Origin of the sequence: Leisingera sp. ANG-M1 (assembly GCF_000813745.1) — a bacterium.
Lineage (GTDB): Bacteria > Pseudomonadota > Alphaproteobacteria > Rhodobacterales > Rhodobacteraceae > Leisingera.
On the sequence record NZ_JWLC01000017.1, the window covers coordinates 73022 to 86375 of the forward strand.

Here is a 13354-nt window from a genome sequence, read left to right on the forward strand (position 1 = left end):
GGCCGGGCAGGGGGCTTTGCCCCTTCCCAAACGGCATCAACCGGTCTATAGGCACGGCTTCACGCGGGGTGACAGCCTTGGAGGCACCCCGATAGTCATATTGGAGAATTAAGATGGCAAAAGAGATTCCTGATCTCGTAGCCCAGGAACGTGCGGGGACGGGCAAGGGCGCCGCTCGCGCTGCCCGCCGCGCAGGCATGGTTCCGGGTGTGGTTTACGGTGGCGACGCAGAGCCGCTGGCAATCCAGATCCCGTTCAACGAGCTGCTGAAAAAGCTGAAAGCCGGCCAGTTCAAGTCCACTCTATGGAACCTGAAAGTGGAAGGCCAGGAAGACGTGCGCGTGATCTGCCGCGACGTTCAGCGCGACGTTGTCAAAGACCTGCCGACCCACCTGGACCTGATGCGCCTGCGCCGCACCTCGAAAATCAACCTGTTCATCCCGGTTGAATTCGTGGGCGAAGACGCCGCACCCGGCATCAAAAAAGGCGGCATGCTGACCGTTGTCCGCCCGGAAGTCGAGTTGAACGTGACCGCTGGCGACATCCCGGAGAAGATCGTTGTGGACATCACCGGCCTGAACATCGGCGACGTGATCACCATTTCCTCCGTCGAGCTGCCGAAAGGCTCCAAGCCGACCATCGACCGCGACTTCGTGATTGCGAACATCGCAGCGCCGGCCGGCCTGGCTTCTTCCGATGACGAAGAAGGCGAAGAAGGCGAAGCGGAAGCCGCTGAAGCATAAATCCTCCGCCCCTTCGGGCTTGGATGAAAACGGGGTCCTTCGGGGCCCCGTTTTTCGTTTGACTTTCATACGTCTGGCTGCCCCATTTCCCGCAAGGGCAGGGGAGGCAGACATGGCGGATTACGGCATTGCCATTGCGGGCGCGGGTGCGGTGGGCATGAGCTGTGCGCTCTGGGCGCAGATGCGCGGCCACCAAGTGGTGCTGCTGGATCCTGAGCCGCCGGGGTCGGGCACCAGCTATGGCAACGCTTGCACGCTGGCGACCTATGCCTGCCTGCCGGTGAACGACCCCTCGGTGCTGTGGTCGCTGCCCAGCCTGATGTTTTCGAAAGACAGCCCGCTGTCGCTGTCCTATGCCCATGCGCTGCGCAATCCGCGCTGGATGCTGTCCTTCCTGGCCAATTGCCGCAGCGGCCCGTCGCAACGGATTGCCAGCCATCTGGCGGATCTGCTGGCCCATGCAGACGTAGGGATCAATCCGCTGATCGAGGCGGCAGGCGCCCAGGACCTGGTGGTGGAGCGCGGCCAGCTGTCGGTCTGGTCGACGCGCAAGGCCGCGGAAGGGGCCACCGCCGGCCTGGAGCGCCGCCGCGCCCTGGGCGTGCCTTGGCGCGAGGTGGACCCGGATGAGGCCTATGAAATGGAGCCGGGGCTGCGGCTGCCGGTGGAGCGGGCAGTGCATTTCCACGCGGCCCGCAGCCTGAGCGACCCGCTGGAGTTCATCACCCGGATGCACAGGGCGTTTACCGATCTGGGTGGCACCACCCTGCGGGAGCCGGTGGAAACGGTGCGGACCTCCGACACGGGGGTAGAGCTGCAGGCCGGCGGGCAGAGCCTGACGGCAGAGCGCGCGGTGATTGCCAGCGGCGCGTTCTCAAAGCGGATCACGGCGGCAGGGACTGAACACCTGCCGCTTGGCACCGAGCGCGGCTATCACCTGATGTTTGACGGCGAGGCGCAGCGGGTAACGCGGCCTGTCGGCTGGGGCGAGGCAGGGTTCTATGCGGTGCCGCATGCAAAAGGCCTAAGGCTGACCGGAACGGTGGAGATTGCCGCACTGGATGCGCCGGTGAACCGCAGCCGTCTGGATCATATCGCCCGCAAAGGGGCAGAGATGCTGGGGCCGCTGCCGGAGCCCGCCAGCGAGTGGCTGGGGTTCCGCCCCACAATGCCGGATTCGCTGCCGGTGATCGGGCCAAGCCCGCACTCGGACCGGGTGCTTTATGCCTTTGGCCACCAGCATATCGGCCTGACCCTGGGCGGCATCACCGGGCGGCTGATCGCGGATCTGGCCGAGGGGCGGCAGCCCAACATCGACCTGGCGCCTTTTGCTGCAGACCGGAGCTATGCCTGATCCTGCCAGCCTCTGGATTCCAGCGTCCAAATAGGGCATCACTCTGTTTCCTTGAGACCGCAAGCAGGCAGAGATCCGATGAAACTCTTCGTTGGCCTGGGCAACCCCGGCCCGAAATATGAGCGCAACCGCCATAACATCGGCTTCATGGCGCTGGACCAGATTGCCTCAGACCACGGGTTCAGCCCTTGGAAGTCCAAGTTCCAGGCGCTGCTGAGCGAGGGCAAGCTGGGCAGCGAGAAGGTTCTGCTGCTGAAGCCGCAAACCTTCATGAACCTCTCCGGCCAGTCGGTGGGCGAGGCGATGCGGTTCTACAAGCTGACGCCTGCCGATGTGGTGGTGCTGCATGACGAGCTGGACCTGGCACCGGGCAAGGCGCGGGTGAAGCAGGGCGGCGGCCATGCCGGCCACAACGGCTTGCGCTCAATCCATTCGCATATCGGGGCTGACTATGCCCGGGTGCGGCTGGGGATCGGCCATCCCGGTCACAAGGATGCAGTGGCGGGCTATGTGCTGCGCGACTTCCCCAAGGCGGATGAGGGCTGGCTGGACGATCTGATGCGCGGCATCTCGGACGGTGCGGCGGAGCTGGCCAAGGGCGACGGCGGCAAATTCATGAACGCGGTTGCCCTGCGGGTGGCGCCGCCGCGCAGCTCGACGACCAAGCCCAAGGCAGAGGGCAAGAAACCTGCCAAGGAAGAGCCTGCGCCGGACACCCGCTCGGCGATGGAAAAACTGCTCGACAAGTTCAAGTAAGCCGGAGGGTTCAGGCAGATGGTGAAACTGATTATCGACACCGATCCGGGCATCGACGATGCGATGGCGATCTTCTATGCCGCCGCGGCGCCGGATATCGAGCTGCTGGGGCTGACCACGATCTTCGGCAATGTGACCACCGCGACCGCCACCCGCAACGCGCTTCGGCTGCTGGAGGCAGCGGAGCTGGAGGTGCCGGTTGCGGCAGGTGCTGCGGCGCCTTTGGTGCTGCCGCCGTTCACGCCGTCGGCCCATGTGCATGGCGAAGAAGGCTTTGGCGACATCCCGGCGGCTGATCCCAAGGGCAAGCCGCTGGAGGAGGACGCCGCCGGTTTCCTCTGCCGTATGGCGCGGGAGCACAAGGGAGAGCTGGTGGTCTGCCCGATCGGGCCGCTGACCAATATCGCCCTTGCCATGCAGCGCGACCCGGACTTTGTGAAGAACGTGAAGTCCATCGTGATCATGGGCGGCTCGCTGGAGGAGGGCGGCAATATCACGCCGCACGCCGAGGCCAATATCTATCACGACCCGCATGCGGCGGACATCGTTTGCCAGGGCGGCGCCAAGGTTGTGTTTGTCGGGCTGGACGTCACCCACCGCATCCTGTGCCTGCCGGAGGACTTTGAGGCCATCGCGGCGCAGTCGCCGGAACTGGGCGGCATGCTGCAGGAGATGTCGCATTTCTATATCAAGTTCTACCTTGAGGTCGCAGGCCTCAACGGCTGCTCGCTGCATGACCCGGCGGCGGTGATCGCCTGCACCAACCCCGAGCTGTTCGGAATGCGGGAGGTGCCGCTGCAAGTCTCCTGCGAAGGCGAAACGTCCGGCGCTACTCTGGCTGCGCCTGACAGCGGCCGGGCTCCGGTCAAGGTCTGCATGACGGTGGAGGCTGAAGCGGTGAAGTCGCTGTTTCTCAAGCGTTTGGCGCTGCTGCCCTGAGGTTTGGCGGGACTTTCCGCCCGAAGCAGCTCTTTCTCTTAGCGCTGCTTAGGCCGCAGCGGTGCCGAGGCCGGAGCGTCCCGCCACTGCCGGAGTTCGCTGGCAGCGGCGGGATCGGCATGTTCTGGCAAAAGGCTGAGGGTCAGACGAAGATGATGTCCTCGGCCGTCAGATCAATATGGCCCCGCAGAATCACCTCGATGTCGGCGTCTGCGCCGGTGGCGTCGCGTGCATGCACCAGGGTTACGTCAGCACCGTTAGCCTCGGTGTGCTGAAACCAGAGCTCGGCACCGGCCTGCCCGGAAAAGCCGCCGCTCATTCCTGCAAAACCGGCATTTGCGCCAATGGCGAATTGCAGGGCATCCTCTCCGGCCTCGAAGTCCAGGACCTCATCAAGTGTTTCGCCGCCGCCGCTGTCTCCGGCCTGGAACACAAAGAGATCTGCGCCTGCGCCGCCTGACAGGTAATCCCCCCAGGGTGCGGCGTTGCCATTGCTGCCGCCGTCCAGCGTATCGTTTCCGTTTCCGCCGCTCAGATTATCAACGCCCGCGCCGCCGATGAGGAGGTCGTCGCCGGCTCCGCCGTACAGGCCGTCGTGGCCTGATGCGCCAATCACCTCGTCATGCCCGGTGCCGCCGTACACATTGTCATTGCCGCCGCCGCCGGTGAGGAAATCATTGCCATGGCCGCCATCAAGGAAGTCGTTGCCGCCGTTTCCAAACAGCTCATCGTCGCCGCGGCCGCCCTCAAGCCGGTCGGACCCGTTGCCGCCCGACAGAAAATCGTCGCCGTCGCCGCCCCGGATCTGATCGTCGCCGTTCATCCCGAACAGGTCGTCATCGCCGCGGTTGCCGTAAATCTTGTCATCACCGGAATTGCCAAGAATGTTGTCCCGGCCGGTACCGCCCCAAAGACTGTCATTGCCGGAACCGCCGGTGATTTTATCATCGTCGGCGCCGCCGTGGATGAAATCATTGCCGGAGCCGCCCGACAGGTAGTCATTGCCGCCGCCGCCCAGGATCTGATCGTTGCCGCCGCCGCCCCGGGCCTTGTCATTGCCGTAGGACAAGTCGATGACGTCATTGCCGCTGCGCCCGTAAGCCAGGTCGTCCTGCGCGCTTCCGGTCAGGCTGTCGTCGCCCGAGGTGCCAAACAGAAACTTGCCTTTGTCATAGAACGATACGGCGGGCGGCGGCGATTCACCGTCCTCTTTGCTCAATTGCGCGGGGGGCAGCCCGGTGCCGGCATCAGACACCCGTGCAAGGCTGCCGCTGCCCGACAAATCTGCGTTCAGGCGGGGCAGGGCAGCACCGGCAAGGGCGTCCGGCACGCCGGATCCTGGAACCGCCTTAAACAGTGCAGAGACCGGAAAGCCTCCCGCGCCAAATTTCTTTAGTCCAAACATGAAAGATCCTCGTGTCACTCATTCATTGACATCCTGGGACCCCTACGGGTGCGGGGTGTCGGGCCTGCGTCAGTGCCGGTAACAATTGTCTGGATATGGTATCAATTGTACCGGCGCGACCGGCCTGGAACGCGGCATCCGGCTGGCGGGCAAGGATTGGAGCGGGTGCGCCGGACAGCCAGGCATCCGGCGGATGCTTGGTGTATTTCAGCTATGCGGCTGCCGGATCAAATGGAGAACAAGAGGGGAATCGCACTGCGTGGATTTTGCACGCGAGCCATGTGCGGTTCGATAAAAGTTCCCGCAAACGGGCCTGATCTTCCTATTTTTCCAGGGCCGGGAGAAAATTGAAAAAACGCCTTGTTTCTTCGTGTTCCGGCACATATACGGGTCAGCGGAGACGTGGCCGAGTGGTCGAAGGCGCTCCCCTGCTAAGGGAGTAGGCGGGAAACCGTCTCGAGGGTTCGAATCCCTTCGTCTCCGCCATTATCTTTTGATTTTCTTGGATAATAGGCGTTTGCCTGCATCAGCCTGCCACCCATCCGCGTGATGAAAAAGCGCCGCGGTTTAAGTGAAAGGCTAAGGTGCTGAGCGGTCGGCAATAATGTGCTCTCGAAGCGGGGGCGCTATTCGATCAAGCCGGACGGCAGGCCCGGAGCGGTTGCACCAGGCCTGTTTTTTAGCATCAGAACCGCAGGGACAGGCAGGACATGCCGCCGTCAAGCTTGGCGCAGTCGGTGTTGTCGATCTGGACGATCTCGTAACCGGCCTTGTCCAGCATTTCAGCAGTGCGCGGGAAGCTTGCGGCCATCAGCACCAGGTTGTTGAAGCGGATGGCGTTGGCGGCGGCTTCCTCGCCTTCGGGCACATGCAGCACCCGGTAGCCGCCGAAGCAGCCGGACGCATCCAGGCGCTTGGTCGACAGGATGGTTTCTGCGTCCATCAGCGAGCAGTCGGTCTTGAAGTGCAGGACACCTTCGGGAGTGAAGACTTCGCGCAGGGCGTGGCCCCATTCGGCGGCGATCTCGGCCAGCTCAGCAACGCCAGCGGCATCGGTGCGGTCGGAGCGGCCGACCAGGATTTCCTTGCCGGTCACAAGGATGTCGCCGCCTTCGATTTGGCCGGGGCCCTTGATTTCGCGAACATCGTCATAGCAGGCGCGGATGGTGGCGGCCATTTCCGCCACTTCCCCCAGCCGCGAGGGCGCACCGGGACGCATCAGGATGGCGCCCTGCGGCAGGCAGAGCGCAGTGTCCTCGACAAACTGGGCGTCGGGGAAGGCCTCCAGCGGCTCCAGCTCGATCACCTCGGCGCCGGTGCTGCGCAGGGCGGCAACATAGGCCGCATGGGCAGCCAGCATGCTGTCCAGGCTGGGGTTGCCGATGTCTTCTGCGCGCAGGCCCGCGGCGATGGTGGATGCCGGGCGGCGGGTGATGGCGCGGGTGAACTCGTAGGTGGGGTTGCGCATGGGTTACTCCTGCTCCGGCACGGGGCCGGTGATCTCGATTTCCAGAATGGATGGTGCGTTGCGGCTGCGGGCCTCGGTGAGGGCGGCGGCGATTGCCTGCGGGTCCTGGGTGACGCGGGTGAAGGGGATGCCGAAGGACTGGGCCGTCGCGGCAAAATCCGGCGGGGTGGGATCGCAGCCAACCACTTCGACCTCGACGGCCTCCATCGAGGAGGCAATCTCGCCGTAGCCACGGTTGTTCCACAGAACAAAGGTGATGGGCAAGTTTTCATCCACCGCGGCCATGACCTCAGGCAGGGAGAACTGGGCGCCGCCGTCGCCGGCGATGCAGATCACCGGTGTACCTGGGGCGGCAATGGCGGCACCGATGGCAGCGGGGATGCCATAGCCAAGCGCGCCGTAGCCGGTGGCGGCGTTGAACCAGCCGCCGGGGCGGTCGTGGTCATAGTAGAGGTTGCCTGCATAGATCGGCTGGGTGGAATCGCCGATCATCAGCGCCTCCGGCACGGCGGCGCGCATGGCGTTCAGCACCTCGACCTGGGCGCGGTAGTCCGGGCCGATTTCCTCAAAGGCGGCGGCGCGGGCCTGTTCGGCGCGGGCAGCGCCCTCGCTTTGGTTCGACTTTCCGGGCAGGGCGGCCAGCAGGCCAGAGATAGCCTCATCGGCGCGGCCCCGGATGGCGAGCGCGGTGTCGTGGCGGGCCAATTGTTCGGCGCAGATGTCGACCCGGATCAGACCTTCCATCGCCGCCATGCTGCCGGTGGCATACATGTCGTAATCGGTGGGCCCGAGCTCTGTGCCCAGTGCCAGCACGCAATCGGCATCTCCGATCAGGTCCCGGACGGCCTGCAGGCTGGGGCTGGCCGGGACGGTCAGCGCATGGCCGTGCATCAGCCCGCGGGCGTTGGTTGTCTGCACTACCGGGGCGTCGAGCCGTTCGGCCAGGGCCTGCAGATCAGCGCCTGCGGTCTTTGCGCCGCCGCCAGCCAGGATCACCACTTTTGAGGCGGTAGAGAGCCGGTCTGCGGCTTGCGCGATTTGGGCCGGATCCAGCGCCGGTTTTGCGGTCTCTTCCGCGGCCGGGCTGCCCCCGGCGGCAGTGCCGGCCACATCCAGCGGGATCTGGATATGGGTGGGGCCGGGGCGGCCTGAGGAGAAGGGGGCAAAGGCTCGGTCGAGCGCGGTGCCCAGCTCCTCCGGCCGGGCAACATGTTCCGAGACCAGCGCCACGGTCTTGGCCAGCGCGTGCTGGTCGGGCAGTTCGTGCAGGTGGCCGTGGCCCTTGCCAAGGGTGCCGCTTGCGTTGACGCCGGAAAGGACCAGCATCGGCACCGAATCTGCGCGGGCCTGGGCCATCGGGGTCAGCGTGTTGGTGAGGCCGGGGCCGGTGATCACAAAGGCGACGCCGGGTTTGCCGCTGGCGCGGGCATAGCCGTCGGCCATGAAGCCTGCGCCCTGTTCGTGGCGGGGGGTGACATGGCGGATGCCGGAGGCGGCGAGGCCGCGGTAGAGCTCTACCGTGTGGACACCGGGGATGCCGAAGACGCAGGAGACGCCGCGGTTTTTGAGGCCCGCGACCAGCGCTTCCCCCACTGTTTGTTTGGTCATGCAACGCTCCGTTTCTTGCGGTTTGCGTGGGCCACGATGCGGTCGAGCGCGGTGGCAAATTTGCTGTCGTCGATGGTGAGGGCGACGCGCACCCAGTCGCGCAGGCTGTCGCCGAAGGCAGAGCCGGGCATCACCGAGACGCCGTGCTCCAAAAGGTCCCAGGCGTAGGCGTCGCCATCCATGCCGGTGGCGGCAACGTTGACCAGGGCGAACATGCCGGCGTCGGGGCGGTGCACGGTCAGCCCGGTTTCGCCATGCAGCCGCTGTTCCAACAGCGCCGCGCGGGCGGAGAAGCGGGCGGCCATGCCGGCGGCGACGGAGGAGCCCTCGCGCACGGCCTTTTCGGTCATGTCGGCGATAAAAGGCTGGTTGCCGAACAGCATGGTTTCCGAGACCGGCAGCAGCGCGGTGCAGAAGTCGGCGGGGCCGACGCACCAGCCGCTGCGGAAGCCGGGGGCGGCGTGGGATTTGGAGATCGAGGAGACTGCGATCACCCGGTCGGCCAGAGCCGGATCGGAGAGCGGCGAGACAAACTCGGCGCCTTCGAACACCAGGTGCTCATAGACTTCATCAGAGATGATCCAGAGGTCGTGCTTGATGGCCAGCTCGCCGATTGCGCGCAGGTCATCGGCGGTCAGAATGGCGCCGGTGGGGTTGTGCGGGGTGGTGAGCAGGATGGCACGGCTGCGCGGGGTGATGCGTTCTGCGATATCAGCGGCCTGCAGCCGGAAACCGGCCTCGGGGCGCAGCGGCACTGGCACGGGTTCGGCGCCGGAGGCACGGATCACGCCCTCGTATGTGGCATACATCGGATCACCAACCAGCACGTCGGTGCCTGCCTCGGCAACGCCCTGCATGACGGCATAAAGCGATGTCTGGGTGCCGGGGAAACAGAGGATGTTTTCCGGCGTGAAGGTCCGGCCGCGGCTGGCGGTGTAGGAGTCCGCCAAGGCAGCGCACAGCCCGGCCTCGCCGCGGCCGTTGGAGTAGCAGGTCCGGCCCGACTGCAAGGCCTGCGATGCTGCATCAAGCAGCTCCTGCGGGGCGGGCACGTCGGGCTCGCCGATGGTCATCTCGACCAGATCGGCGCCACCCTCGGCCAATTCGCGCGCCTTCAGATGCACTTCCCATTTGCCGCCGCCCAATCCGGCCAGGCGTTCGGTGATTGCTGTCAGCCTCATGTCTTGCCAGCCTCCTGCGTTAGATCCAATTCAACGATGGCGGCAACGGATTGCCGTCCGATTTCAACAAGTTCGCCGGGTTCAAAGGCATCCGGCAGGGCACCGCCCTCCAGCCACAATCCGTCGATCACAGCGTTGCAGGCGATCGAGAGCTGCCGCAGCCTGGCAGGCGGAGCGGGGCGGCCGGCTTCCTCCAGCGCGGCTTTGATCAGCTCTTCAAGCCGGTCGCGGAAATAGGCGTAGGTGCGTTCGTGCGTCGCCTTCATCTGCGGGTCCTGCTGCACCTTGTTCAGAAAGCTTGCCCAGAGCGCCAGCGAGCGCGGGTCGACCACCGGCGGCGTCAAGGAGCCGTCGACAAAGGCCCTGAGCCGCGCGCGGGCTGTGCCCTCTGCCGCGCCGGGGGCAAAGGTGTCGTCCGTCATCTGGTTCATGTGGTGCTCGTAGGCGGCGACGATCAGCTCTTCCTTGGAGCTGAAGTAATGGCGGATCAGCCCCTGGGTCACGTCGGCGCGTTCGGCGATTCCCCGCACCGTGGCGCCGCGCACGCCTTTCTCGGCCACCAGTTCCAGGGTGGCGAGAATCAGCGCTTCCTGCCGGGATTCGGCCGACTCGCGTTTGAATTTTTTGCGTTCCTCGCTCACCTTAGCTCCCTTTTCGCCGGGCGGAGAAATTATACACTTGCATAATTACTGGGATCGCGGCTTACTGCAATCGGAAAATTGAGGGTGACGCAACAATGGACACAGCCGCAGCCGCCGCATCAGTTCAGGAGCCGGAGACGCGCCGCGAGGCGATCCGGGTGGAGGACTTGCACAAGTCCTTCGGCAATCTGGAAGTGCTGAAAGGCGTGGATCTGACTGCGCATCAGGGCGATGTGGTGGCGATCATCGGCGGCTCCGGCTCGGGCAAGTCGACCATGCTGCGCTGCATCAACTTTCTGGAGACGCCGAGCTCGGGCAAAATCGTGATCGGCGGCGAGGAAGTCGCGATGCGCGGCGACGGCAGTCCGGCCAATCAGAAGCAGATAGAGCGCATCCGCACCAAACTGGCGATGGTGTTCCAGCAGTTCAACCTGTGGACACACCGGACATTGCTGGAGAACGTGATTGAGGTGCCGGTGCATGTGCTGAAGGTGCCAAAGGCCGAAGCCGTTGAGCGCGCCCGCGAATTGCTGGAGCGTGTGGGGCTGGGCGGCAAGGAAGATACTTTTCCCGCCTATCTGTCCGGCGGCCAGCAGCAGCGGGCAGCGATTGCCCGGGCGCTGGCTGTGGACCCGTCGGCGATGCTGTTTGACGAACCAACCTCGGCACTGGACCCGGAACTGGTGGGCGAGGTGCTGACGGTGATCCGCGATCTAGCCGCCGAGGGGCGCACCATGCTGCTGGTCACCCACGAAATGAAGTTCGCGCGCGAAGTCGCGAACCATGTTGTCTACCTTTATCAGGGCCGCATCGAAGAGCAGGGACCGCCTGCCGAGGTCTTTGGCAATCCGCAATCAGAGCGGCTGAAGCAATTCCTGAGCTCGGTCGGCTGACACAAGAAGAACCCAATAAAATCAACAGGGAGAGAACCTCATGAAACTGAAAGCATTGCTTGCCGCTGCAACCGCAGCTGCCGCCCTGACGGCTGGCGCCGCTGCCGCTGAACAGGTCAAAATCGGTATCGCCGCTGAGCCGTATCCGCCGTTTTCCTCGCTCGACAGCTCGGGCAACTGGGTTGGCTGGGAAATTGAAGTGATCAATGCGGTCTGCGCCGCGGCGGAGCTGGACTGCGTGATCACGCCGGTGGCCTGGGACGGTATCATCCCGTCGCTGACCGGCCAGCAGATCGACGCAATCATGGCCTCGATGTCGATCACCGAGGAACGGCTGAAGACCATCGATTTCTCCGACCCTTACTACAATACCCCGGCGGTGATTGTGGCGGACAAGGCGATGGATATCGATGCGACCCCGGACTCGCTGGCGGGCAAGATCGTTGGTATTCAGGCTTCGACCATCCACCAGGCCTATGCACAGGCCTATTTCACCGGGGCGGAGCTGAAGGTCTATCAGACCCAGGATGAGGCCAACCAGGACCTGTTTGCCGGCCGTATCGACGCCACCCAGGCGGACAGCATTGCGATGGCGGATTTCGTGAATTCGGCCAATGGCGGCTGCTGTGAGATCAAGGGCGCGGTGGCGGATGACCCTGCGATCCTGGGCCGCGGCGTTGGTGCCGGTGTGCGCAAGGGCGATACCGACCTACTGGAAGCGCTGAACAAGGGCGTGGCGGCGATCCTGGCCGACGGCACCCACGAGAAGATCACTGCCAAATACTTCACCACCAGCATCTACTAAGGTGCTGCCGTGACCGGACTGCTTGAAGTACTGGGCCTCGGCGCCAGCGCGGAGCTGCTGTCGCTGTCGGGCTGGGGAGGCAACCTCTTACGCGGACTTGCCAACTCGCTGCAAATCGCCTTTGGCGCCTTTGGGCTGGGGCTGGTGATCGGGCTGTTCGGAGCCTATGGCAAACTGTATGGCGGGAAGGTCACGCGTGATCTTCTCGCCATCTACACCACGGTGATCCGGGCGGTGCCGGAGCTGGTGCTGATCCTGATCCTCTATTACGTGGGCAGCGATATCATCAACAAGATCTCGGAAGCGCTGGGCGGCGGCCGGGTTGAAATCAACGGCGTTGCGGCCGGCATTTGGGTGCTGGGCGTGGTGCAGGGGGCTTATGCCACCGAAGTGCTGCGCGGCGCGATCCAGGCGGTGCCGGTGGGGCAGATCGAGGCGGCGAAATCCTATGGCATGCCCGCTTTCATGATCATGCGGCGGGTGACGATCCCGGCGATGATGAGCTTTGCGGTGCCGGGTCTGGCGAACCTGTGGCTGATTGCAACCAAAGACACGGCATTGCTGGCTGTGGTGGGCTTTAATGAGCTGACACTGGAAACCCGGCAGGCGGCGAGCAGCACCCGGGCCTATTTCACCTTCTTCCTGGCGGCGGGCTTCCTCTATCTGATGGTGACGCTGTGTTCCGGCGCGGTCTTTGCCCGGATCGAGAAATGGGCGCGGCGCGGCCAGCCTTCTCTGAAGGGAGGCACGGCATGATCAATGCAAAGGAGCTGATGCAGCCGCACCGCATCGTGATGATGCTGGTTTTTGCGGCGCTGGTGATCTGGTGCGCGGTCTCGCTGCGCTGGGACTGGATCCCGAAATACGCGCCGCTGGCGCTGGAGGGGCTGTGGGCCACGGTGTGGATCCTGGCGGTCTCGACTTTCCTGGGCTTCCTGCTGGCGGTGCCGCTGGGCTTGGCGCAGGCCGTCGGGCCCTGGTATCTGTCGATTCCCGCGCGCACCTTCTGCACCATCATCCGCGGCACGCCGCTGCTGCTGCAGATCTGGCTTCTGTACTACGGGCTGGGCTCGCTGTTTCCGCAGTTTCCCTGGATCCGCTCGTCCGAGCTGTGGCCCTATCTTCGCCAAGCCTGGCCCTATGCGGTGCTAGCGCTGACCTTGTCCTACGCGGGCTATGAGGGCGAGGTGATGCGGGGCGCGTTTTCTGGTGTTGCCAAGGGCCAGCTGGAAGCCGCGAAATCCTTTGGCATGCCGCGCTTCACCATGTTCCGCCGGATCTGGCTGCCGCAGGCGGTGCGCAACGTGCTGCCCACCTTGGGCGGCGAGACCATCCTGCAGCTGAAGGCGACGCCGCTGGTGGCGACGATCACGGTGGTCGAGATCTATGCGGTTTCGTCCCGGGTGCGGGCGGATACGTTTATTGTCTATGAGCCGCTGCTGCTGCTGGCGGTGGTCTATATGGCGATTGCCGGTGTGATTGCCTTGGCGTTCCGGCGCTTCGAAGCCGGCGCGCCGCAGCGCCGCTGATCGGGCCGGCCCGGCGAAGGCCGCCGGGCTGG

The 13354-nt window shown here is 64.6% G+C and carries 13 protein-coding genes and 1 tRNA gene; 9 read left to right on the forward strand and 5 right to left on the reverse strand.

What is annotated here, in order from left to right; translation table 11 throughout:
• The first annotated feature begins 113 nt into the window (after positions 1 to 113).
• The 4 genes from RA19_RS15045 to RA19_RS15060 all read left to right on the forward strand — a co-directional run bounded on the left by RA19_RS15045 (position 114) and on the right by RA19_RS15060 (position 3792).
• The gene (locus tag RA19_RS15045) at positions 114 to 743 is read left to right on the forward strand and encodes a 50S ribosomal protein L25/general stress protein Ctc (RefSeq protein ID WP_039164013.1); all 630 of its coding nucleotides are present in this window, start codon (positions 114 to 116) and stop codon (positions 741 to 743) included.
• 112 nt (positions 744 to 855) lie between these two features.
• A complete protein-coding gene (locus RA19_RS15050) occupies positions 856 to 2097 on the forward strand; it encodes an NAD(P)/FAD-dependent oxidoreductase (RefSeq protein WP_039164014.1) in 1242 nt (413 codons plus the stop codon).
• 78 nt (positions 2098 to 2175) lie between these two features.
• Positions 2176 to 2853 carry an aminoacyl-tRNA hydrolase gene (gene pth, locus RA19_RS15055; protein ID WP_039164016.1) on the forward strand — a complete coding sequence of 226 codons (678 nt, stop codon included), beginning with the start codon at positions 2176 to 2178 and terminating at the stop codon, positions 2851 to 2853.
• 18 nt (positions 2854 to 2871) lie between these two features.
• Positions 2872 to 3792: a nucleoside hydrolase gene (locus RA19_RS15060; protein WP_039164020.1), complete on the forward strand. Its 921-nt coding sequence runs from the start codon at positions 2872 to 2874 to the stop codon at positions 3790 to 3792.
• Between the two features lie 142 nt (positions 3793 to 3934).
• Here the strand turns inward: RA19_RS15060 and RA19_RS15065 are convergent, their stop codons facing one another.
• On the reverse strand, positions 3935 to 5122 hold the full coding sequence (locus RA19_RS15065) for a calcium-binding protein (RefSeq protein WP_193748281.1): 1188 nt from the start codon (positions 5120 to 5122) through the stop codon (positions 3935 to 3937).
• 471 nt (positions 5123 to 5593) lie between these two features.
• Between RA19_RS15065 and RA19_RS15070 the strand changes: the two genes are divergently transcribed.
• A tRNA-Ser gene (locus RA19_RS15070) sits at positions 5594 to 5683 on the forward strand.
• 199 nt (positions 5684 to 5882) lie between these two features.
• Here the strand turns inward: RA19_RS15070 and RA19_RS15075 are convergent.
• The 4 genes from RA19_RS15075 to RA19_RS15090 are packed head-to-tail and all read right to left on the reverse strand — an operon-like array spanning position 5883 to position 10095.
• Positions 5883 to 6665: an arginine deiminase family protein gene (locus tag RA19_RS15075; RefSeq protein WP_039164021.1), complete on the reverse strand. Its 783-nt coding sequence runs from the start codon at positions 6663 to 6665 to the stop codon at positions 5883 to 5885.
• A gap of 3 nt (positions 6666 to 6668) precedes the next feature.
• On the reverse strand, positions 6669 to 8273 hold the full coding sequence (locus RA19_RS15080; RefSeq protein WP_039164022.1) for a 5-guanidino-2-oxopentanoate decarboxylase: 1605 nt from the start codon (positions 8271 to 8273) through the stop codon (positions 6669 to 6671).
• Positions 8270 to 9454 (reverse strand): pyridoxal phosphate-dependent aminotransferase, encoded by a 1185-nt coding sequence (locus RA19_RS15085; RefSeq protein ID WP_039164024.1) that lies wholly within the window; start codon positions 9452 to 9454, stop codon positions 8270 to 8272. Before RA19_RS15085 ends, RA19_RS15080 begins: the two co-directional genes overlap by 4 nt.
• Complete coding sequence (locus tag RA19_RS15090; protein WP_039164027.1) at positions 9451 to 10095, reverse strand: TetR/AcrR family transcriptional regulator; 645 nt, start codon at positions 10093 to 10095, stop codon at positions 9451 to 9453. Before RA19_RS15090 ends, RA19_RS15085 begins: the two co-directional genes overlap by 4 nt.
• 95 nt (positions 10096 to 10190) lie before the next feature.
• On the opposite strand from RA19_RS15090, the gene RA19_RS15095 reads away from it, so the two are divergent.
• From RA19_RS15095 to RA19_RS15110, 4 genes are read left to right on the forward strand one after another with little or no spacing between them, the layout of a single operon-like run.
• The gene (locus RA19_RS15095) at positions 10191 to 10988 is read left to right on the forward strand and encodes an ABC transporter ATP-binding protein (RefSeq protein WP_039164029.1); all 798 of its coding nucleotides are present in this window, start codon (positions 10191 to 10193) and stop codon (positions 10986 to 10988) included.
• Positions 10989 to 11028: 40 nt separating this feature from the next.
• Entirely contained in the window at positions 11029 to 11793 is a 765-nt protein-coding gene (locus RA19_RS15100; protein WP_039164032.1) for a transporter substrate-binding domain-containing protein, read from the forward strand.
• 9 nt (positions 11794 to 11802) lie between these two features.
• The gene (locus RA19_RS15105) at positions 11803 to 12549 is read left to right on the forward strand and encodes an ABC transporter permease (protein WP_039164034.1); all 747 of its coding nucleotides are present in this window, start codon (positions 11803 to 11805) and stop codon (positions 12547 to 12549) included.
• A complete protein-coding gene (locus RA19_RS15110) occupies positions 12546 to 13322 on the forward strand; it encodes an ABC transporter permease (RefSeq protein ID WP_039164035.1) in 777 nt (258 codons plus the stop codon). The genes RA19_RS15105 and RA19_RS15110 overlap by 4 nt, the downstream gene beginning before the upstream one ends.
• Positions 13323 to 13354 lie beyond the last annotated feature (32 nt).